This is a genomic window from Intestinirhabdus alba (assembly GCF_009711095.1).
GTDB classification, from domain to species: Bacteria; Pseudomonadota; Gammaproteobacteria; order Enterobacterales; family Enterobacteriaceae; genus Intestinirhabdus; species Intestinirhabdus alba.
On sequence record NZ_WMJZ01000048.1, the window covers coordinates 1 to 21,747 of the forward strand.

Consider the following 21,747-nt stretch of genomic DNA (forward strand, 5'->3'; position numbering starts at 1 on the left):
CACCGTTTGACGCTTATCAGCAACAGGGGGGATTCCGGGACAGAATAGCGGCCGGCTCCCTGCGCTGGACGATCCGAAGTGGAAAGCGTATCTGGATACCCTCACCGCAGACGCGCCGCTGTGGAAAAAGTACCTGGAAGAGTTTATTGAAAAGATGAAGTGGATGAAGGAGGTGGCTGAAAAGGGCGTGGCGCTGGGTCCGGAGCCGTGGCATATGCATCCGGTGGTGTTTTTGGATGCGATGAAACCAGTAAATAAACAATGTTACTGTTATAAACAAGGGATTGTTGATCGCCCGTGTCAATCTGGAGCTGTAGATGTAACTAAAGATGACTTTGAAGTGCTTGCTGCGCAACTTGGTGTTGAGCGAGAAGTATTAAGAGCAATCGCGGTGGCTGAAACTGGTGACAAGGTGCCGTTTAAATACTATGTAAGAGGTGAGAAACACGCGGCAATTCTTTATGAAAGACATTATATGAAGAGAATCTCGCTGAAATTGGGTGTAAGCCCAGAAACCGTTCGTAAGGTCGAGTCTTCAGAACCAGATATTATGCATTCCTATGATAAGAGCTATCGTCATGGAAAAGATAGTCAGCAGTATCAGCGATTGTTGAGAGCTCGTGAAATTAACTCTGATGCTGCAAATATGTCTTGTTCTTGGGGTAAGTTTCAAGTAATGGGAGAGTATTATCATCATCTATGTGGTTCAATTCAGGAATTAGTGGATGCGCAGAATTATTGTGCGATGCAGCACCTACAATACTTTAAGGTTTTTCTTGTAAAAGAAAAAAGAATGCTCCAGCCGATGAAGGATAAAGACTGGCTAACCATTGCCAGAAGGTATAATGGTACTGGCCAAATAGGATATGATCAAAAAATTGAGAATGCATATAACTCTTTAAAAAATAAGTGGTGAGAAATGAGTATTTATAGTAAATGTTTTGTGAGTATTCTGTTGGTTATTCTGTCTTTTTCTGTGTTCGCAGAAAAATTTCATGTATTAACAGCAGGAAAAAACATTGATGGAAGTGAATGGTTTATCGAAAAAAATGGTGAGAATTACGATCTTAAGTATATAAATGCAAAAGGGGAAGAGTATAGTAACGATACAATAATTACATCTGACATTGAAGGGAGTGGCTTATTTTTAGATTCCAAGCCAGATGGTACAGTATCTTTGGTTATGGATTACCCACGGGATGTATATATGTTTAAATTTACCTCGGGGGAAATACCTCTTTTAATATCTGCATGTAAGCAAATAAGACTACCATCGTCGGAATATCAGGTTGAGGCGTTACTAACTTTGTGCTCTAAAGATGATGAAACAGCCGGTCTGAGCTTATCAAATCTGGATGCTAGTAAACTCCTAAAATCTGATAATTTAGTGCTTAAAGATAAGGTTAAAACGATTATTGGAAGTGATAGGGCTTTTTTATATAATGAAAATAAAAAACAACCAAGAAACAAGCCATATTTGATCAAGGGAGATGTTGTTGAGGTTTTAGAGTATAAAAATTCCATGCTAAATATTAAATATACATCTAAATCTGGAGTTGTTATTGCCTGGATAAAGTTTATCGATATTTTGTAGTATAATTTTATGCTGAGGGCATCAGCCAGGACTGGCAGGGAAAACTTACGAAGCTTAAACGCTACAGCTGATAGCGACGATATCTATTGGGTTTCAGTTTATGTCAAGGGATGGGCTGTGCAAGAGCATCCTTATTATCCAGATAAAGCCAGAGAGCCGAATCATATGGATGACCGAGTTAATAAATTATCTGTCGCCAGGAACGTGTTTGGTCTGGAGTGAGTTTAATGAAAAAAATATCGTTATTATTAACCGTGTGTGCATTGCCATTATTTTGCAGTGCTTCTGATGTGATAAATGCAGAGTATTCAGTTTCTTCGATGTATAGTGGGACAATTGGGAAGAGTAATATTACAATGAATCTTGTAACTTCCAAAGATACTGTCTCTGGAAGTTATATATATGATAAATATAAAAATAGAATCTTGCTAAACGGAGTGGTAAATTATAATTCTCTTGAGTTAAAAGAAAAAACAAGTAACAACACTGCTGCTATAACACTTGTTCATACAGACATGGGTTATACAGGTAAGTGGTGTGATAAAGAATGTGTTTCTGTAACAATTCAAAATAATAATTCCTTTAAAGACGGTGAATTGAAAGTTATTGAGGTTGATGGTTTTGATACAAGTGCTTATAAAATAAATTTAACATTTAAGAATAAAAATGAAAGCATAGTTATTACTGATGCTATAGATCCACCAACTTTAGAGTTTGTAGATATTAATGGTGATGGCTTTTATGACTTGATAGTCAGAACAGATCATCGTCCAAATAATGGTAGTCAGACTATTTATCTTTCAGGTGATAATGGATTGATGGAAGATAAGAACTTATCAAAAGAAAATGGCACTCTGGTATATAATCCTTATAAAAAACTCATTATTTTTAACTCAAAAGACGATTGTTGCAATAAATATAATAAAATCATCTATTTTTTTGACAATGGTAAAGCAGTGAAGGTTGATAACATATACTTTGATTACTCATCTAACGAAGGTAAAAATTCTAGCGGTGATAATATTTCAATGAATAAATTCGAGTCTTACTAATTTTTTCCAGGAGTAATCTGGGTAGGGGTAGTAGTGTTAGACCATTCTGTAAATCGCCTTACTTATTTTGTTCCTGGTTTTTAAAAAACAAACGAAAACCTTCATGCTAATAATCCTGCTTTAAACAGGGATGCACTGTTGTGGAAACCATATCTGGAAACGGTTCTGGATGAGATGACATGGATGAAAACCGTGTCTGAAAAAGGCGTAGCGCTCAGGGAAACCTGGAGCGACAGGTTTATTCGGGAAAAAGCAGAGGCACTGGAGAGATTAAAAAATGAAAATGATTAAAAGTAAACAGTTTAGCGTACTTCTGGCTTTATTAAGCTTATCAGGATTAAGTAAAGCTGATGTTACCATTAGCTCTCCGTATAATACTACGCTGACTTTTTCACAACCCAAAAAAGGAGAGCATTATTATATCAACTCATGGAAGAAACTCTATTTTTCCCGACAGGGTAATACGATAGATCTCAGCCGAAAAGACCGACATTATGAAGAGGATGGGACTTCTCCGCTTTCTCCTTCAGGAAGATATTTTATTGTGACAAGTATTTCTTCTGGATATATAGAATTTGACGATGGAAAAAAGGAGTATACCGAAAAGGCTTATTGCAGCGTAGTGGATATGACATCAGGATGTATTGTAAGCGACTGGGATGGTATGGCGTGTGGGTATAGCTGGCTTAAAGATGAAGATGTATTAGCAAATACTGAAGGAACTGATATATTTGATTTTAATTCTATGCGTCCTTCGGTTAACGACTTAAAAAACAATACGGCTACAATGGATAATAGCCAGTTGGCAAATATATTACGTTGTGATGCACCATCAAAAGAAAATATTGATACTTATCAGGAGCTGGTAACAAAAAATGCCAGGTTAAAAAAAGTCGCCATGCCGTTTCTTTTGAATTATCTGAATGGCATTGCAGCAGAAGCAACGGTGAAAATCAAGACAAATCTGTTTGCTTCTCCTGATGTTCATAGCCAAACCTCTGCTTATCTTATACCGGGAGATAAAGTAAAGGTAATACGGAAGTCTCCAGATAAGCGGTGGTTGAATATCGGCTATATTAGTAAAAAAGGAATACCTTTTATTGCATGGATTAGCACGGATAATGCTGAATGATAAGTCATTGCCTTAACGGCCAGCCAGCCCATTTGAATAGCTTTAAGTGGAGAGCTACGAAGTAAAGTGAAGACAAGAAGTGTCTCTTTTTCCCGAAGCCGGCAATAATTAAAGGAGCAGTTTATTATGCTGTTGATGAGGATAAAACAGTTTTCAGATTCTCCTTTAAAGAAGGTGGCCTGGCGGCCGACAGTGTAAAAAGTGTCGCTACATGCTTTTTGGATTCTGAAATTTGTGGATAGAAGTACGCCTGTTGTCTACTGACATATGACATATCGCGTAAGGGCTGAACTCTACGCGCCTGATTTGTCACGATAGGACAGAGAAAATAGCCCGGATAACCTTCCCGGCGAGATTTGACCAAAAGTTGGCGATTGTTTCATAAGTCCACAATGTCTTGTGTAGCTTTTATAACTATCCGCACGGAGTGATTATGCTTGTCGTTTTTAATAAATTACTGATTGTGGTAACAGGCTATATTTTACTTTTGAATATAGCCTTTGGTAAGACAGAACAACGCTGGTTCTTCGCGCTCGCTTCTGACGATATAATAGATAATGCCGCCGATAAAGATACTCTGGATAATGTTCAACGCTACTTTGCCGGAAAAGATCTTACTATCGAGGATAGTCGATTGACTATAAGCAGTGATACTTCATGCGAAATTGTTGAAGAAGATACTACGCCTGTTAAATATTGGATGAGTGAAAATACAGTATCTTTTTATCATTCCTTTTTTGAACGGTATAATATAAAGTTAAATGAAAATATCCAGATTTTAAAAACCTTAAATATTAATAGTGAATGTCGTTATCCCTTCTCTGAGCTTATTAAAATAGATAATGCTTTAGTAATGGTGTATAAAAATCGTGCAATATTTTATTTTGCTGCAAGCGATCCCAGATTTAAAGCAGTTGTTGAGTCTGCAGGTGAAAATGAAATTGCCTGCACTAATAATGGCAACGAATTAGATGATGTCAATAATGATGGTTATATTGTAAAATGTACTTATCCCAACTCTGATATATTATCAATATATCTTCAGTTTGTAAATAAAAATAAGAGTGATAATGTTCTTCAATATTTAAAGGATGAAATTAAATCTGGAGAAAATTCTAAGGTTGTAATATCTGCGGAATTTTTTATCGAATATAAATGGAATGGGGATGATAAATTAACGATCAGTATTTATCAACCGGGAGGCGAGACGGATATAATTTTCTCTTCCTTAGCCGGAAATACTTCTATCAAGACTATTTATCTACCCGATTGAAAACAAAAAATCTTACGGGCTGTATGCATACCTAAATAATTCGAGTTGCAGGACAAAACGCAGCGCGTTTTGAACAGCCACGGGGCTGGCCCCGAAGGGGTGAGGCCTCAGGCCGAATCACGCGGCGACGCGGTGACAACTTCGTCAGAAACGAATTTGAACGGCTACAGGCCGCCTTCGGTGAGGGACAGGAATGNGACGCGGTGACAACTTCGTCAGAAACGAATTTGAACGGCTACAGGCCGCCTTCGGTGAGGGACAGGAATGTCCCTCATTAATCCTCAGAAGCTTGCCGGAGTAAGTGACTGGGGTGAGCGGGGATAAATCGGCATAGCCGATTTGAACGCCGATGGCGGCGGCCCTTCAGGGTGAGGCCCCAGGGCCGAATAAAGCCAACGCACATGCAACTTGAAGTATGGCGGGTGAGTATAGTGATCCATAGCGAACTATTCCCCAGGGATAGTGACGGTGGGTATACAGCCAGAAAAATACGCTGATGCTAATGGTTCTGGAGATTTGTTCTTTTCTCTGATAAGCGATCTGATAGCGTGGGCGCATGGCTCGTGATTAACCCGCAGAACCTGTAAAGCTTTGCTGGTTTTGTGAAAGCGTTTCTACAGAGGAAAGTCTATGGAAAGGTATACTCATATAAGGCAGAAGGCGTGACCGGGACGATGGATTCTGAAATGTAGTTTACAAAGGGTATAGAACGTAAAATTTCTGGCAGGCTACGCAAACAACACAGAAATGACGCTACGGAGAGGATTTAATGAATACTAAAAGTACCATAGCAGGATTGCTTCTGTTTTTTATTCTGCCGGATAGCGCCTGTTCTGAAGAAGCGGGCAGTGATACCTTTTGGCTTTATGATAAAACGTCAACGTTGAATATTTCAGGGGCGCAGACGCCTGATAATCTCGCGGGAAAATATGTGGGAGTTACGATCAAAACGCAGGGTAACAAACTGATAATCAACGATCTCAACCTCAAAAATGGTGAAATCTGCGCTACGGAATTCGTCAGGTTAAAGCAAACGCCAATACTCTATTTTCACTCACAAAAGACGGTTGATATATATAAGGCACTGTTTAAAAGAGAAAATATTTTATTTCCAGACTATATAAATATTCTGACGGCGCGTTTTCCGGAGCATACCTGTCCGGGGCCGTTCAGTGAAATTATTGAGACTGGTACTCATCTGGCTATTAATGATGAATATTATGAGGTTTTTTTCAAAAAATTATCTGCCGCTGAATATGAAATTGCTGAAGAAAGGCTTAAGGAAAATCCTGCCAGATACTGCCGTGTAGAGAACCCCAGCCTTGAATTCGACGGACATGAACGCGAGGTTTGTTCTTTTACATCTTCACGATTAAAAGAAGCATATCAAAAGATAAAATCTTTCAGCCCCCTTGTTGGCAGGATTCTTAAAGATAACGTTCCCGAAAAAAATCTTAGCTACGCCATAGATGAGAAAACGGTAAGCTATCGCTGGAAGGGAGATAAAAAGCTGCAGCTAAGCATTTCCAGCGAGAATCAGTCACTGCAATATCTGTTTAGCGAAGGGGCAACCGGAACGGAAGTCATTATTACTTCGGATTCACAATACTAGACGCTGCCAGTAGTGTGACAGTAAGCATCCCTTGATAATGACGAAACACCTGCTGCTATGAATAGCGCTGGCTCAGAAGAGTCCGGGCCTCAAAGCTGAAAACGCGCAACCCTCTTCCAGGCGGCCAGTCTGGATCGGTTAAAAGGAGAAAACTGATGAAAAAATTAACGCTTTTGCTTATCCTGTTCCCGCTGCTGTTACGGGCAGAGGAGGGCTGTAACAAACCTGAAAGCAGTTCACATGCTTTTGAATGTTCCAGAACTGTCTGGGAGAAAAGCGACCGGCAGCTTAATGAAGCGTATAAACAGCTTTTAGCTGCCGTAAGCAGTAGCTATCAGACTGAGCCTCAGTTAAAGCAGGAATATCTTAATAAATTAAGATTATCACAACGAGCGTGGTTAAGTTACAGAGATAAAAACTGCGAGGTGGCGGTTTTTCCGTTTGATTCTGATACGATAGCCAGGGAAACGTCACTGAATTATTGCAGGAGTGAAATGACCCGCGATAGAATTATGGGGCTTAATGATTTTTTAAAAGAGCTGGCCGGGTGATATTGCCGTGGTTTTTATATGAGAGCAGGCTTATCTATTTCTTCTGGTTATCATTATCGGCAGGATGCTGTATTGATATTTGATCGTTACACTATTATCTGATAATAAATGCGCGCTGGCGAATGCTGTCAGCCGAAAATTCATTACGGCCTGGCGGCCCGACCGGGGGCAGAGTCAGGCAGACATCGGTAATTAAGCCGTTCCACTCATTATGATGTTATTGATTATCTTATTAACAGCATCAAAATAGTTTATCCGCCCGCTTCAGGTTTAATAATAATACAGGGAGATATAAGTGTTACAAATTATTCGCAAGGGAGATAAAACCACGCACGGTGGGGCCGTATTATCCGGTTCCGGGACGCTGTTTTTCGGTGGCATTAGCGTGGCCCGTAAAGGCGATAAAGTGTCCTGCCCGATTCCCGGACACGGTCCGACGACCATTATCGAGGGCAATGCGAACTATCTGGATAACGGTATTCCGGTTGCCTTTCACGGCCACAAATGCGGCTGTGGCTGTACGCTGATCGCCTCGTTTATTCCCGCCAGGGTTGGCTGACGATGCCCGTCTGGCTGGATGCGATTCCGGAAAAAGCGGCAAAGGTGCAGCGCCCCGATCTCCGCCGCTGGCTGCTGCTTCTGCTGCTGATCGTGCCGGGTGGCGCAGTGCTGACGTTCTGGAACTGGACAGCCGATCGCAGCGGCTTTGTTTTCTGGTATACCGCCCTGGGTCTGCCTTTTTGCCTGTGGGGGCTGCTTTTCTCCCTGCGCCGGTTTGCCTATAAGGCGGAGCAGGTGGGGGCTGACTCCCGTAACCGGGAGCGTAGTGCGCTTCTTGGGCGGGAGATACGCCGGGGCCAGCGCTGCGCCTGGATTCTGGGCAGCTACGTGCAGCACGCGGCGGGAAACAAGCCCGGGGCGCTGATGCAGGCAATAAGCCGCGGTATGCCCGTGATGGAGAATGCCGTGCCGAGAGGCGGCGGTGTTCCGGTTCGCTATGCGGCGCTAACCCACCTGCACGCCGATCCGCAGAGCGAAATCCTCCCTGTCATCGCCACGCTGGCGGCCAGGGTGCAGAGCATTCTGGAAACGTTGCCGAAGCCTCTTCCCTGTGCGCTGATGCTGGAGTGCAGCGATGATATCTGTCAAAACGTGGCGGCGCAGCTCAAAAGCCAGCTGGCGCTGAGAACCGGGCGTACCATCCGCCTTCTGTCGGGAAAGGGGCTGGCCGCCTTTGATGCCTGGCTGGACAGGCGCTGGGAGGAGCCGGGCATCCTGATTGCGGTGGCGCTGTCGCTGCCTGCGCAACCCCGCAGGGATGACGCCGATGCCGTTGCGCTGCTGGTGCTCAGCAACCGTAAGACCGTCGCCTGGCCTGAAGCGAACTCTCTCCACCGCCCTGAAGCGGGTAAAGAAGCCTCGCTGGCCGTGGCGCTGCGGCGCGCGCTTCTTTGGGCCGACATTGCCCCGCAGGCGCTGGGGGCGGGCTGGAGCACCGGGCCGCTGCCGGCGCAGGGCAGCGGATGGAACCAGGCCTGTGAAGAGAACGGCGTCACGTTCAGCCTCTCGGAGGACAACCGCAGCATTGATTCCGTCCTTGGCTACGCCGGGCGCGCCGCGCCGTGGATGGCTATAGCCCTTGCTGATGCAAGCTACGACGAGCTGGGGCCGCAGGCTATCGCGGCGCAGCCGGACCCGGATGAGGACACCGTCTGGGTAACGGTCATCGGTAAGAGAGACGCGAGTAAGGAAATTCAAGGGAATGAGTAAGGTAAAAGTCAAAACGCTTATTGGCGCAACGGCGGCGGTTCTGCTGTTTTTAATCGCGATTGTCGCCTTTCTGCTGTACGCCTTTCCGGAGCGACTGGCCTCCGCTACCGGGCTGGGGCCATATGACGGGCAGCGCATCCTGACGTTCTGCGCGCTGCTGGTTGCCATCATTTTCCTGCTGGGCTGGCTCACCGAGAAGGCGTTTGAGCAGGCGGGTAAAACCGGCGTTTACCTGCGCTGGGGGAATAATCAGCGGCAGGCTGCCGCCCGGTCGACGCCGATCCCACTGGCAAACGATGACGAAGAGGCGACCGCGTTCAGCGATAAGCCGCTGGCAGAGCACCTTAGCCTGCGCTACGGTCGCCGCTGGCGGCGCAGGGTGCGTATTCTGCTGGTGCTGGGCTGCGCGGACGACGTGGAAAAAGCCGCTCCCGCCCTCAGCCGCGATCTCTGGCAGGAGGCGGACGGCAGCGTTCTGATTTATGCCGGCGAGGCGCAGGCCGTACCCGATACCGACTTTATTAACGGCCTGAAGCGGCTGCGCCCCGCAAGACCTGTCGACGGCGTCGTTCAGGTGATGAACAGCGCAGCGTTTCCCGCGGAGGGCGAACGTGACGCTTTTATCCGCTGTCGTCAGAAAAGCGATCGCCTGCTGGGCTGGCAGGCACCGGTATGGCTGTGGCTAATCGAGCGGGAGATGGGCGCTCAGGAGGCGCGGGAGAATATCGCCACGGGGGCGCTGTTTGGCCCTGGGGCAACGGCGGAAGAGGCCGCCGCGGTGCTGGCGCGGCTGATCCCCCGCCTGCGCGAAACCGGGATGGCGCGGATTATTAACAATCCGCGCCACGACGGGTTGTTACGTCTGTCTTACCGCCTGCAAACCGATCTGAAAATGCCGCTCTCTGTGCTTATCGACGGCCTGTCGCAGGGAGTGGCGGCATATCGTCTGCGCGGGATAATGTTCAGCCCGGAGCTGACGGCGGGCGGCGCACTGCCCAACGTCCGGCTTGCGTCCCCTGGCTGGACGGCCGTTATTGACGACTGCGAAAACGTACCGCCGCGCAAGCTGACGCTTGACTGGCCCGGAGCGCTTCGCCTGACGCTGATCGCCGCGGTGGTGCTGTGGGCTGCCGGTAGCCTGCTCTCGCTGGGGGTTAACCAGACCCAGATCGAACAGGCGCAGAAAACGGCGCGGCTGGCAGCGGACAGCCAGCGGCCGCTGACCGATCGCCTGCATAACCAGCTTACTCTTCAGCAGGCCATTGCTCGTCTGCAGCACCGCGAGGCCACCGGCGCGCCCTGGTATACCCGCTTTGGTCTCAATCAGGATCGCGAGGTGCTGGCGGCGCTCTGGCCGCTCTATGCGCGCAATAACGCGCTGCTGATGCGGGACGCTCTCGCCGAACGCCTGAGGCAGGAGCTGCAGGCGTTTATGGATCTGCCGCCGGCCAGCGCCGCCCGCCTGCAGGGAACCCGCCGCGCCTACGATCTGTTGAAAAGCTATCTGATGCTGGCGCGCGCGGATAAAACGGACGCCCCGTGGCTGGCGAAAACGCTTCAGCAAGCCTGGCCGACCCGCCAGGGAATAACGGACGGGGCCTGGCAGGCGCTGGCCCCGAAGCTGCTGGGCTTTTATGCCCAAAACCTTCCGGCGCATCCGCAGTGGAAAATTCAGCCCGACGCCAGGCTGGTCAGCGGCGTCAGGCAGATTTTACTTAAGCAGATCGGCCAGCGGAACGCGGAGACTGGCCTGTACCAGGAGATGCTTAAGCGTATTGCCAGCAACTGGCCTGATTTATCCCTGGCCGATCTGATTGGCGACACGGACGCCACGACGCTGTTTCACACCGACGAGGTGGTGCCGGGCATGTTTACCCGCCAGGCCTGGGAGGAGCAGGTGCAGGGGGCTATTGAAGAGGTGGTAAAAAATCGTCGCGATGAGCTTGACTGGGTGCTGACGGACAAAACCCATCAGCCCGGCAGCGATATCTCCCCCGAAGCGCTGAAAGCGCGCCTGGTCGGGCGTTACTTTACCGATTTCGGCAACGCCTGGCTGGGCATGGTTAACAGCATTCAGTGGCGCGAAGCCACCTCGCTGTCAGAGGCTATCGATCAGCTGACGCTGGTGGCCGATGTGCGCCGGTCGCCGCTGGTGGCGCTGATGAATACGCTCAACTACCAGGGGAAGACCGGCGAGAAGGGAGAGGCGCTGGCGGACACCATCGTCGATTCCGCCCGGCAGCTTATCGGCGGCAAAAAGGATATTCAGCAGTTTATCGAGCAGGCCCAGGGGCCGCGCGGGCCGCTGGAGGCCGTTTTTGGGCCAGTTACCGGGCTGATCGAGGGCAGGGAAGGGACGGGGAACAATGGTAATCTGAGCTTCCAGTCCTGGCTGGCCCGGGTGACTCAGGTTCGTCTTAAGCTGCAGCAGGTCACCAGCGCGCCGGACCCGCAGGGCATGACGCAGCTGCTGGCCCAGACCGTTTTTCAGGGCAAAGCCATCGATCTGACGGATACCCGGGATTACGGCAGCCTGGTCGCCGCCAGCCTCGGCCAGGAGTGGAGCGGGTTTGGCCAGTCGCTGTTTGTCCAGCCGCTGGACCGGGCCTGGCGGCAGGTGCTGACGCCGGCGGCCGGGAGCCTCAACGCCCGCTGGCAGACGACCATCGTCGCGCAGTGGAACCACGCCTTCGCCGGGCGCTATCCCTTTAAGGCGACCGGCAGCGACGCCTCGCTGCCTCTGCTTGCGCAGTTTGTGCGCAGCGATTCCGGGCGGATCGCCACCTTTCTGAAAACCCATCTCGGTGGGATCCTCCATCTGGAAGGCAACCGCTGGGTGGTCAACCCCTCCGCCAGCCAGGGCATGACCGTCAACCCGGCCTTTCTGGACGCCATCAATCAGCTGGCGGATATTTCAGACATTATGTTTGCCCAGGGCGACGCCGGGGTCCATTTCGAGCTGATGGCGAGGCCGTCCCGCGATGTCGCCCGTATGCAGCTGACGCTGGATGAGCAGAACCTGGATTACTTCAACCAGATGGAGAGCTGGCAGAGCTTCACCTGGCCGGGAAACAGCTACTATCCGGGGGCCAGCCTCAGCTGGCGCAGCGTGAAAACGGGGATGCAGCTCTACGCCAGCCATCAGGGGAACTGGGGCTTTATCCGTCTGCTCGACAAGGCGCTGATCGCCCCCCTTGACGTAAGCCGGAACCGGCTGGTGTGGATCGCCCCGGATGGCAACCCGCTGCAATTTATTATCCGCAGCGAGCTGGGGGACGGGCCGCTGACGCTGCTGAAGCTTCGCGGTTTCCGCCTGCCGGAAACCATTTTCACCCTTTCGCCGGCGGAGGCGCGGGAGTAGCGAACCGCCCTCCGGGCCGCGCTGCTTCGGCCTGACGCCGACGAACCGGGCGGGTGCTCCGGCAATGACCATTTACTAAAAAACTCAGGATATGCGTGCATGGATGACTTAACACTGCGCTACTTCGATGCCGAAATGCGCTATCTGCGCGAGGCCGGAAAAGAGTTTGCCCAGGCCCATCCGGATCGGGCGGCGATGCTGAATCTTGATAAACCCGGTGCCCGGGATCCGTACGTGGAGCGGCTGTTTGAGGGGTTTGCCTTCCTGATGGGGCGGCTGCGCGAAAAGCTGGATGACGATCTGCCGGAGCTGACCGAGGGGCTGGTCAGCCTGCTCTGGCCGCACTATATGCGAACGATCCCGTCGCTGGCAATCGTCGAATTTTCACCGGAGTGGCAGCGTCTGCGCCAGGCGGAACGGCTGCCGGAGGGCTTCTCCGTGCTCTCCCGTCCGGTCGGGCCGCAGAAAACGACCTGTCAGTACCGGACCACCCGCGAGGTGACGCTTCAGCCCCTGCACCTTGCCGAGGCCCGGCTGCAGGTGGAAAACGACGGCCGCTCGGCTATCCGGCTGCGCTTTGAATGCCCGGAAAAAGTGGACTGGAGCCGGGCGGAGATCGATAGCGTCAACCTCTACCTCAACGCGGAAAGCCCGACGGCCTCCGCCCTGCATCTGGCCATGACCCGGCGGGTACATGCCATGTACGCGCGCCACGCCGAAACCGGCACCGAGCGGCATCGCTTTGACGGCTGGTGCAAGCCGCAGGGGTTTGGCGAGCGCGACGGGCTGTGGCCGAAAGCCGATTCCGCCTTCAGCGGATACCAGCTGCTGCTGGAGTATTTCAGCTTCCGGCCCAAATTTATGTTCGTCGAACTCTGCGGGCTGTCGCAGATTGGGCTGACTACGGCCAGCACGTGGTTTGAGATCGATATTGTGCTGTCGGAGGCCTGGCCTGCCGATTTGCCCTTTGAAACCGACAGCTTCCGGCTGCACTGCGCGCCGGTGATTAATCTCTTTAGCCTTGAGGCCGATCCGCTGATCCTGAATCCGCTGGAGAATGAGTATCTGCTGCGGCCGCTGCGTCTTCAGGACGGCCATACGGAAATCTACAGCGTGGACAGCATCCACGGCGCGCTGAAAAACGGCAAACATCCCTATGTGCCGTTTTCCAGCTTCCGCCATCGGGGAGGAATGATGCGCCACGATGCGCCGGAGCGCTATTTTCATACCCGCGTGAGGCGCGGCGCATCGGGCCTGTACGATACCTGGCTTATTCTCGGCGGCCAGTCGTTTGAACGGGATCGGCTGGCGCAGCCCCCGGAGTCTCTGTCGATGCGCATCACCGGCACCAACGGCCAGCTTCCGCGCAAGGCGCTGGAGAGCACGCTGCTGGATCGGGTGGTCAAGGCGGGAAAAGCGCCGGTTCGGGTGCTGAACCTGACGGCACCGAGTATGCCGCTGTATCCGCCCGCCGCCGATCGTTTCCACTGGCGGGTGATGAGCCATCTCGGCTCTAACTTTCTCAGCATGATGGATAACCCGGAGGTCTTACGCGGCACCCTGGCGCTGTACGACTGGACGGACGATGAAATGAACCGCCGCCGCCTGGAGGCGATTGTGGCGGTGAAGCATACCCTGATTCGCCGCTTTGAGCAGGGATTTATGCTGCGGGGCGTGGACATCGAAGTGACGCTGAATGCGGATAACTTCGCCGGGGAGGGGGATATCAATCTGTTTGGCGAAATGCTGCACCGCTTCTTTGCGCTCTATGCCGATGTTCATCTCTTCAATCAGCTGACGCTGATTCTGCAACCAACGGGAAAAAGATTGCGATGGAAAGAGAACCACAGTCAGCGCGTACCGGGCTGACGCAGACCCTGGGCGGGGAGATCTGGCGGGCCAACTTTTATCGCTTCTGCCAGCTGCTGGAGCAGGAAAATCCGCAGGCCCCGCCGCCCGGGGCCACCAGCCACCCGCGAGACGATGCGGTGCGTTTTCGTCCCTGGCCGGGGATGGGCTTTCCGGCCAGCGAGCTGCGGGCCGTAGAAACGGACGACGAGCGCCCTGAGGCCCCCCCGACCGTGCGCACCACCTTTCTTGGGCTGTACGGCGTCGATGCGCCGCTGCCGGGAATGTACCTTGACGATATTGCCCAGGGGCGGGAAGGCGCTGAAGCCGTCGCCGCGTTTCTGGATATTTTCAATCACCGCATTATCACCCAGTACTATCGGATCTGGCGTAAATACGCCTGGCCGGCCACCTTTGAAGCGGGCGGTCGCGATGCCACCTCGCAGTGCCTGCTGGGGCTGGTGGGGCTGGGTATTCCCGGCACCGCGGAGAGGGTCGCCACGCCGGTATCGCGGTTTCTGGCGCTGCTGGGCACCATGCGTTTGCCCACGCGAAACGCCGAGGGAATACGGGCGCTGGTCAGCCTGCTGGCTCCGGATACCCGCGTCCTTATCAACGAACCCGATCCGGTGAAGGTGCATATCGATAACCGCAGCGGTCTGGGGGGCGCGAATCGGGTGAGTCTTTCCCGGCGCGCCACCCTCGGGAAAACCGCTAAAGAGGCCTGCAGCCGGATACGGATCGCCCTGTTTACGGAAAACCCTCAGGAAGCGGAAGGCTGGCTGCCCGGCGGCCAGATACATACTGATTTTCTGGTACTGCTGCGGGTCTATCTGGGATACCGGAGCGATGCCCGGCTACGGCTGACCGTGCCGGTGCGGCTGCTGCCGGAGCCGCGGCTGGGGAAGGGCCGGCGCGGAATACAGCTGGGAAGAACCGGCCTGCTGGGGCTGAAGGAGGGCCGGCTCAGCGATAACCGGCAGACGCTGACCGTCAGCCTGGGCTGCTATGCCGGGCTGCGGCCTTCATCGCCCTCTCCGGCAGAGAGCGGCCACTACCGCTTTGAATAACCATTTTTTGCAAGGAACTGCTGAATGATAAGAGTAAAGCCCTGGCCGATGCTGACGCTGCTTGCCGGCAGCCTGCTCGCAGGCTGCGGTCTGACCCAGGCCGTGACGGACGGCACGGTCGATCTGACAAAATCGATCTTTTATAAAAGAATAAAAATTCTGCATCTCGATTTTTCCCCTCGTAGCGCGATTAACGCCGATGGTGCCCAGACGCCGCTGGCGACCATGGTGCGAATTTATCAGCTGAAGGATCGGCGAAGCGTAGAGGCGGCGGACTACCTGTCGCTGCTTCGCCAGGCCGACGCGGTGCTCAAAGAGGATCTGCTGGATTCAAAGGCGCTGCTGGTGATGCCGGACGGCAGCATGGCGCTTGATATGCCAATGCATGAACAGGCCCGGTTCGTGGCGGTGGTGGGGCTGTTCAACCGCCCGGACAGGCAGAATAACCGCTGGCGGCTGGTGCTGAGCCGGGAGGATCTTGATCCGGATAAACCCCGCATCATTGAGCTGGGCGACGGCTGGCTGCACCTCGTGCCGGTGAAGGAGTAAGAAAATGGATAACAGTGGGTCGCATTCCGGCGGACATAACCGCTACACCCTGGTGATTAACGACTCCCCGCTCGCGCCTGACGTACTGCGCTTTCGCGGCCGGGAAGCCCTGAGCGAACCCTTCACCTGGGAGATCGAGTTTACCGAGGCGCGGGCGGATATTCTCCCGCAGCAGGCGCTGCTGAAGTTCGCCAGCCTGCACATGCGCGACGGTCGGTCGGTGCACGGCGTTATTACCCGGCTACGGCGGCTCGCCGTTTCAGCCGACCAGTCGCGCTACCTCGTGGAGCTGCGTCCGCGCCTTGCGCTGCTGGCGCACACCCGCCGGTGCCGTATCTATCAGCAGCGGTCGGTGCCGGAGGTGGTGGAGGCGGTGCTGCGTGAGCACGGGCTGGAGGGGGCGGATTTCGACTTTCGTCTGGCGCGGCGCTACCCGGAGCGGGAGCTGATCACTCAGTGGCGGGAGTCGGACCTGCAGTTTATTCAGCGCATCCTGGCCGAAGTGGGTATCTGGTGGCGTACGGAGATGGACGACGCCCGCGGGCTGGAGGTGGTGATTTTCGCCGACAGCCAGCAGGCGTATCGCTTTGGGGTTCGCCTGCCGTACTGCGAGCCGTCGGGTCTTTTTGACGGGGGGGAGGCGTCGGTATGGGGCGTGCGCAGCTGGCACAGCGTGGCGACCGGCCGCGTCAGCACCCGGGATTATAACTATCGTGACGCCGCCGCGCCGCTGGACGCCGCCGTCAGCGTGCGCGGCGGAGCGGCCACCGTCGGCGAGCATTATCGCTACGCGGGGCCGTACCGGGAGGCCGGAGACGACGGCGATCCGGAGCCGGCCACCGAAACCGGGGCGTTTTATGCCCGCCTGCACCACGAGCGGGAGCTGAACCGCTCGGTCCGGCTGCACCTGTTCAGCAACGCCGGGCATCTTGTTCCCGGCCAGGTGCTGGAGCCGCAGGGGACGGCGCTCGAGGCCCTGCGGGAGGGGATGCTGATCGCGCTGGCGACGTATCGCGGCGCGCGGGACGCGCGGCTGCACGTTTCGCTATGGGGAATGCCGTATACGGAGCGCTACGGCTTTCGCCCGGCAGAGGCGTCGCGCCCGGCGATATCGGGCACCCTGCCCGCGCGGGTGGAGAGCCGCGAGGCGGGAGATATTTATGCGCATCTGGATGAACACGGGCGCTATCGGGTACGGCTGGACTTTGACCGCGACGATCCGGAGCAGGGCTTTGCGTATCTGTGGCTGCGCCTGGCGAAGCCTTATGCCGGAGATCGCTATGGCTGGCATACGCCGCTCATTGACGGCACAGAGGTGGCCGTGGCGTACAGCGGCGGGGATATTGATCTGCCGTACATCGCCCATGCACTCCATGATTCGGCGCATCCGGACCTGGTGACCCGCGATAATCACACCCGCAATGTGCTGCGAACGCCGGCGAACAACAAGCTGCGCATGGAGGACCGGCGCGGAGAGGAGCACATCAAACTCGCCACCGAATATGGCAAAAGCCAGCTTAACCTGGGGCACCTGGTTGATAACCGGCAGCAGCGGCGTGGGGCGGGCGTAGAGCTGCGTACCGACGAATGGGGCGTGGTTCGCGCGGGCAAGGGGCTGTTTGTCAGCGCCGACGCCCAGGCAAAGGGGCAGGGGGACGCGCTGGATATGACCGCCGCGCTGCGGGAGATTGAGCAACTGCAGCAGCAGCTACGGCAGCTGGAGATGGCGGCGGAGCAGGCGCAGGCGCTGAAGGCGGATATTGACAGCCAGGTGGCGATGGCGGAGCGGCGGCTGAAGCCGCTGGACGAAACCCTGCTGTTTTCCACGCCGCAGGGGATGGCGTTGAGCAGCGGCGAACATGTGCAGCTGGCGGCGACGGAAAACGTGGCGCTGAACGCGGGAGGAGATATCAGCATCGGAGTAATGGGTAACATGACGGGGCTGGTGGGCGACAGGCTGGGGCTGTTTGCCCGGACGGGGGCGCTGAGCCTGAAGGCGAGCGAAGGCGCGGTGACGATCCAGGCGCAGAACGATGCGATGCGGCTGTTTGGCCAGAAGAAAGTGACGATTCTGTCGGCGGAAGACATTCAGTTTGCCGGCAAGAAGCGGATAACCCTTATCGGCGGCGGGAGCTACCTGACGCTGGAGGCGGGGCGGATAGAGTACGGAACGACGGGAACCTGGCTGCGCAGGGCACCAAAGATGATGGTAGTGGGCGCGGCGAGCATGGCGCTAAACCTGCCCACGCTGCCCCTGGCCGATTTGTTTGTTTCGCAGCGCGTTACCAGGTTTAAACCCGTACTGCGCATTTCAGAAGCCCCAGGCATCAATGGCGTAGCTCAGCCTGACCGCAAGTGGCAGATTGTGAGCGCAGATTCTTATATGCAGGCCGTGACAACGGATGAAGTGCTGATGAGCGGACAAACCGATGCCAACGGGAAAGTATTGTCTTCAGAAGCACAGCAGTACCAGCTGGCAGAACTGGCAACTCGCTATGCGCATAAATTATGGCTGGTTGTCGGGCATCGCGCCCACCGCCTCAATTTTAACGTGATTTCAGCTGCTGCTCATGAAGAGATAACCGATTTCTGCGCGCAGGATACGATGGGGTTTCATCACAACTTTAACAGCGTTTCCGGAAAAAGTTCGCCGGGTGAAAAACTGAAAGCGTGTATAAAAACCGAGCATCAGACGAGCGGCGCGCTGCTCGAATTACTCAGGGAGCATAAATAAGATGGGAGCGTTTAAACTTGACGACGGTATGAGCTGGTGCAGCGTCTATTTTGATGGGGAAAGTGAAGAAAGCTACACCGCAACGGCGACCCACAGCCACTGGGTCCACTATACCAGCGGTCCTGAACGGCAGTCTGAAAATTTTGCCGAATATACCGAAGGCAACGCCGTCCAGGCTTTTCTGGGCGGCAAGGAGTATTTCACTGCTCTTCTGGCTACCTTTAAGCAGGCGAAAAAGAGCATTTATATAACCGGCTGGCAGGTCAACTGGGATGCGCAGTTGGCGGAGGGGATACGGCTTGTTGATGCGTTGCTGGAGGCCGTAACGTCATCTGCAAATTTAAACGTTTATATCATGCCGTGGAAGAATCCATCGCAGGTTGAGACCTATGCCGCAGCAACGGAACGGGTCTTCGCCGCGCTCAATACCCATCTCGGGCGACAGGCTTTTTATGTTCAGCAGGCAGGTTCCAAATCTGGGGTATTTTTCTCACATCACCAGAAGTGCGTTATAGTGGATGAAAAATGGGCATTTGTTGGGGGGATTGACCTGGCCTATGGGCGCTATGATGACCACTATGGACTGCTGGCAGACGCGGAAGGACGCCGGGGCATGAATATGTATAACCCCTGTATCCCACCCATCGTTCACGGTACTGGCTATGATCCACGGGATGAATATGTGATCCCTGTTGGTATGCATTCAAGAGAGCACCAGCAGGATGAACTTAAAAGAGCTGAAAACAGACAGGCGAAAAGCGTTCAGAATATCATTAATACCGTTCTGGAACATAAGCTCTGGCAGGCGCAGGGGAGCGCGAAGGACAATTTGTCTCTGGAACCCGGAATACAACCCCGTATGCCCTGGCAGGACTATCAGGTACAAATTGAAGGTCCGGCGGTTGACGATTTGATGCGGAATTTTATTCTGCGCTGGAATAGCTATTCGCCTCGCTACCCTGTAAATCCGCTGCAAACGCAGATCCCGCCGCTGGAAATGCCTGAACCCCACCCGGCCAAAAAAGGGAGCTGTCAGGTACAGGTACTCCGCAGCGCCTCACTGACCATGCGACGCGATGAATATAAAAAAATGCCGGCAGCCACGTCGAAACCGAGGATGAAGCAGGATGATATATTACGCAGTCTGCATCTTCTTATTAGTAAGGCGGAACATTATATCTATATAGAGAATCAGTTTTTTGTGTCGGCGTTTGGGGAATCATCCATTGGCGATAACAGCCCACTGAGTCCGGCTGCAAAAAGTATAAACCCATCATTAAGCGCGTGGGCAACGAGAATATTGCCGGATGATGACTTGCCGCGAAATCCCGTGGCGGAATGGCTGGGAGAGAGGATCAAGCGGGCAATTTTCAGCCATATGAAGCACCCGTTTCACGTCTATATTGTGCTGCCGGTTTATCCTGAGGGGCGGCTTGACGATCCGGCGATCGTGGCCCAAATACATCTGACCCGACAATCTCTGGTATTTGGCTCCCACAGCCTGTTAAACCGAATCCGCCGCAGCTTATGGGTGAAGCAGCAGCTTGAAGACCAGGGCGTACCGCGTAAGGAGTGGTGTCGAAAAATAGCGGAACTTGAAGAATTATGCGCGCGTGAATACGACAGTATCCCTCTGGAAGCCTGTGATGAATATGTAACACTATTAAATCTGCGCGATTATGCTGAATTAAATGGAATGGCGGTAACGGAGCAAATTTATGTGCATAGCAAGCTTACAATCGTAGACGATCGTTATGTGCTAATGGGCAGTGCCAATATCAATGACAGGAGCCTTGAGGGCGACAGAGATTCAGAGCTGGCTGTCCTGATCTCTGATACTGAACATGGCTATACCGATCTGGACGGCAGCGGAACCTTAGTGCCTTATCGTAAATTTGCCCGCGAATTGCGACAAAGGGCATGGCGTAAATGGATGGGCAGCGCGGCGGAGGAATGCGCAGCGGTGCTTGATAAGCCGGCGCTGAAAGCGGGATGGGAAAAGATCCAGACGCTGGCGAAAGAAAATGCAGTAAATTATGAGAGTATATTCAATTTTATTCCGCGGAATGTTTTTATAACAGATGAAGTTAGTAATAGTGTCAGCCGAAAAGAAAATAGTGGACAAGAAGATAAGTTACGTCCATCGTTATGGCCAGTAATGCCTGCTAATTCGCCTGCCATCACTTCTGTTAAGGATAGTATGCCGTTTTCTGTTTCTTGTTGGGAAATGTATAAAATATATAATCATAATTTGATTAATATAAAAGGTTTTTTTACTGCTCTGCCGATTCACTGGGCGAAGGGCGAGAATAATTTAATACCTTTTAACATGAGATTAATTGCCATACATTCGCAACAAGCAGAAGAAGTCCAGATTGCAAACAATCAAAATATTAATAACCCACAGGAAAGCCAGACATGAAAAGTTTATCGTTGGCAGTTCTTGGTACCGGCCTTCTTATTTCATATGCCACATCAGGTCAGGAATGGAAGAGTGAGTGTATAAGTTATTATCAGATGCAGTTGCCTGATAGCCTGGAGGTAGGGTTATATCCTGTTGTGGGGTTTGTTAATCCAGACGAACGTCCAGAAGGCAATGGTTTTTTTATTACCAGACGATATGCAGGCAATGGAATAACATTTAGTGATAAATATAACAGTGCACAAGCCGATGCTGTTCAGGCTCAGTTTTCTTCTTTTTATTATGATGGTTATGAGTTAGATATCACATCAGAAGACAGAAGTCAGATAAACTTCTCTGAGTACAAGAAAAGAGTTATCGATAATATAAATTTTAGAACTGAAGTTATCAGGAAGTATAAAGAGCGTGATTTGCGACTGCTTAATAAGCCAATGGAGTCGAAGACTGAGTTTAACAGGAAATATTCACATATTTTAAAAGACTACCAGAATGCTTTTGTGGACTATGATTACAGGGGATATACGATTTATATAAATAGCGGAAGGCGTCTGTATCATTTCTGGGGGAGGAATGAGCCGGATACAGGAGAGCGGACGCAGACTGCGGAAGCGCAGGTAGAGAAAAGTGAGCCTGAAGTGCGCTCTCTGCTTAAGCGTTTCAGACCCCGTAAGCTATATGAGGTTCCGGCAGAACAGGGGTTTTGTCTGCCCTACGGCTTTATTGCGGGCGATTCCGGAGATGAGCCGCGCAATATGGGGGTGACCTACCGGCTAAAAAAC

At 52.5% G+C, this 21,747-nt stretch carries 16 protein-coding genes and 1 pseudogene; all 17 read left to right on the forward strand.

Annotated elements, in window-relative coordinates; all coding sequences use genetic code 11:
• Positions 1 to 163: 163 nt before the first annotated feature.
• Complete coding sequence (locus tag GJV78_RS20745; RefSeq protein WP_209439274.1) at positions 164 to 916, forward strand: N-acetylmuramidase domain-containing protein; 753 nt, start codon at positions 164 to 166, stop codon at positions 914 to 916.
• A 3-nt stretch (positions 917 to 919) separates the two neighbouring features.
• Positions 920 to 1,594, forward strand: a complete 675-nt coding sequence (locus GJV78_RS20750) for a hypothetical protein (protein WP_155110043.1) — start codon at positions 920 to 922, stop codon at positions 1,592 to 1,594.
• Positions 1,595 to 1,821: 227 nt separating this feature from the next.
• Entirely contained in the window at positions 1,822 to 2,646 is an 825-nt protein-coding gene (locus tag GJV78_RS20755; RefSeq protein WP_155110044.1) for an FG-GAP repeat protein, read from the forward strand.
• Between the two features lie 138 nt (positions 2,647 to 2,784).
• Entirely contained in the window at positions 2,785 to 2,937 is a 153-nt protein-coding gene (locus tag GJV78_RS23365; RefSeq protein WP_155110045.1) for a hypothetical protein, read from the forward strand.
• Positions 2,924 to 3,778, forward strand: coding sequence for a hypothetical protein (locus GJV78_RS20765; RefSeq protein ID WP_155110046.1), 855 nt, complete (start codon positions 2,924 to 2,926; stop codon positions 3,776 to 3,778). Before GJV78_RS23365 ends, GJV78_RS20765 begins: the two co-directional genes overlap by 14 nt.
• Positions 3,779 to 4,211: 433 nt before the next feature.
• On the forward strand, positions 4,212 to 5,051 hold the full coding sequence (locus GJV78_RS20770) for a hypothetical protein (protein WP_155110047.1): 840 nt from the start codon (positions 4,212 to 4,214) through the stop codon (positions 5,049 to 5,051).
• Between the two features lie 769 nt (positions 5,052 to 5,820).
• Positions 5,821 to 6,663: a hypothetical protein gene (locus GJV78_RS20775; protein WP_155110048.1), complete on the forward strand. Its 843-nt coding sequence runs from the start codon at positions 5,821 to 5,823 to the stop codon at positions 6,661 to 6,663.
• Positions 6,664 to 6,818: 155 nt separating this feature from the next.
• Complete coding sequence (locus GJV78_RS20780; protein ID WP_155110049.1) at positions 6,819 to 7,214, forward strand: lysozyme inhibitor LprI family protein; 396 nt, start codon at positions 6,819 to 6,821, stop codon at positions 7,212 to 7,214.
• A gap of 295 nt (positions 7,215 to 7,509) precedes the next feature.
• The gene (locus GJV78_RS20785; RefSeq protein ID WP_167519685.1) at positions 7,510 to 7,773 is read left to right on the forward strand and encodes a PAAR domain-containing protein; all 264 of its coding nucleotides are present in this window, start codon (positions 7,510 to 7,512) and stop codon (positions 7,771 to 7,773) included.
• Positions 7,774 to 7,775: 2 nt separating this feature from the next.
• Complete coding sequence (locus tag GJV78_RS20790; protein ID WP_155110050.1) at positions 7,776 to 8,984, forward strand: hypothetical protein; 1,209 nt, start codon at positions 7,776 to 7,778, stop codon at positions 8,982 to 8,984.
• Positions 8,977 to 12,345: an ImcF-related family protein gene (locus GJV78_RS20795; RefSeq protein WP_155110051.1), complete on the forward strand. Its 3,369-nt coding sequence runs from the start codon at positions 8,977 to 8,979 to the stop codon at positions 12,343 to 12,345. The genes GJV78_RS20790 and GJV78_RS20795 overlap by 8 nt, the downstream gene beginning before the upstream one ends.
• Before the next feature lie 99 nt (positions 12,346 to 12,444).
• Entirely contained in the window at positions 12,445 to 14,214 is a 1,770-nt protein-coding gene (tssF, locus tag GJV78_RS20800) for a type VI secretion system baseplate subunit TssF (protein WP_155110052.1), read from the forward strand.
• Positions 14,178 to 15,263, forward strand: coding sequence for a type VI secretion system baseplate subunit TssG (gene tssG / locus GJV78_RS20805; RefSeq protein ID WP_155110053.1), 1,086 nt, complete (start codon positions 14,178 to 14,180; stop codon positions 15,261 to 15,263). The genes tssF and tssG overlap by 37 nt, the downstream gene beginning before the upstream one ends.
• A gap of 24 nt (positions 15,264 to 15,287) precedes the next feature.
• Complete coding sequence (gene tssJ, locus GJV78_RS20810; protein WP_155110054.1) at positions 15,288 to 15,812, forward strand: type VI secretion system lipoprotein TssJ; 525 nt, start codon at positions 15,288 to 15,290, stop codon at positions 15,810 to 15,812.
• A 4-nt stretch (positions 15,813 to 15,816) separates the two neighbouring features.
• Positions 15,817 to 18,546 (forward strand): type VI secretion system Vgr family protein, encoded by a 2,730-nt coding sequence (locus GJV78_RS20815; protein WP_155110055.1) that lies wholly within the window; start codon positions 15,817 to 15,819, stop codon positions 18,544 to 18,546.
• A 1-nt stretch (position 18,547) separates the two neighbouring features.
• On the forward strand, positions 18,548 to 20,968 hold the full coding sequence (locus GJV78_RS20820) for a phospholipase D-like domain-containing protein (RefSeq protein ID WP_155110056.1): 2,421 nt from the start codon (positions 18,548 to 18,550) through the stop codon (positions 20,966 to 20,968).
• Positions 20,965 to 21,747: pseudogene (locus GJV78_RS20825) on the forward strand (T6SS immunity protein Tli4 family protein); the annotation flags it as partial. The gene GJV78_RS20820 and the pseudogene GJV78_RS20825, both read left to right, overlap by 4 nt.

What these genes read in the sequence shown, in the direction of transcription:
- GJV78_RS20745 (WP_209439274.1), top strand. Translation starts at nt 164, where the DNA reads ATGAAGGAGGTGGCTGAAAAGGGCGTGGCGCTGGGTCCGGAGCCGTGG.
- GJV78_RS20750 (WP_155110043.1), top strand. Translation starts at nt 920, where the DNA reads ATGAGTATTTATAGTAAATGTTTTGTGAGTATTCTGTTGGTTATTCTG.
- GJV78_RS20755 (WP_155110044.1), top strand. Translation starts at nt 1,822, where the DNA reads ATGAAAAAAATATCGTTATTATTAACCGTGTGTGCATTGCCATTATTT.
- GJV78_RS20765 (WP_155110046.1), top strand. Translation starts at nt 2,924, where the DNA reads ATGAAAATGATTAAAAGTAAACAGTTTAGCGTACTTCTGGCTTTATTA.
- GJV78_RS20770 (WP_155110047.1), top strand. Translation starts at nt 4,212, where the DNA reads ATGCTTGTCGTTTTTAATAAATTACTGATTGTGGTAACAGGCTATATT.
- GJV78_RS20775 (WP_155110048.1), top strand. Translation starts at nt 5,821, where the DNA reads ATGAATACTAAAAGTACCATAGCAGGATTGCTTCTGTTTTTTATTCTG.
- GJV78_RS20780 (WP_155110049.1), top strand. Translation starts at nt 6,819, where the DNA reads ATGAAAAAATTAACGCTTTTGCTTATCCTGTTCCCGCTGCTGTTACGG.
- GJV78_RS20790 (WP_155110050.1), top strand. Translation starts at nt 7,776, where the DNA reads ATGCCCGTCTGGCTGGATGCGATTCCGGAAAAAGCGGCAAAGGTGCAG.
- GJV78_RS20795 (WP_155110051.1), top strand. Translation starts at nt 8,977, where the DNA reads ATGAGTAAGGTAAAAGTCAAAACGCTTATTGGCGCAACGGCGGCGGTT.
- tssF (WP_155110052.1), top strand. Translation starts at nt 12,445, where the DNA reads ATGGATGACTTAACACTGCGCTACTTCGATGCCGAAATGCGCTATCTG.
- tssG (WP_155110053.1), top strand. Translation starts at nt 14,178, where the DNA reads ATGGAAAGAGAACCACAGTCAGCGCGTACCGGGCTGACGCAGACCCTG.
- tssJ (WP_155110054.1), top strand. Translation starts at nt 15,288, where the DNA reads ATGATAAGAGTAAAGCCCTGGCCGATGCTGACGCTGCTTGCCGGCAGC.
- GJV78_RS20815 (WP_155110055.1), top strand. Translation starts at nt 15,817, where the DNA reads ATGGATAACAGTGGGTCGCATTCCGGCGGACATAACCGCTACACCCTG.
- GJV78_RS20820 (WP_155110056.1), top strand. Translation starts at nt 18,548, where the DNA reads ATGGGAGCGTTTAAACTTGACGACGGTATGAGCTGGTGCAGCGTCTAT.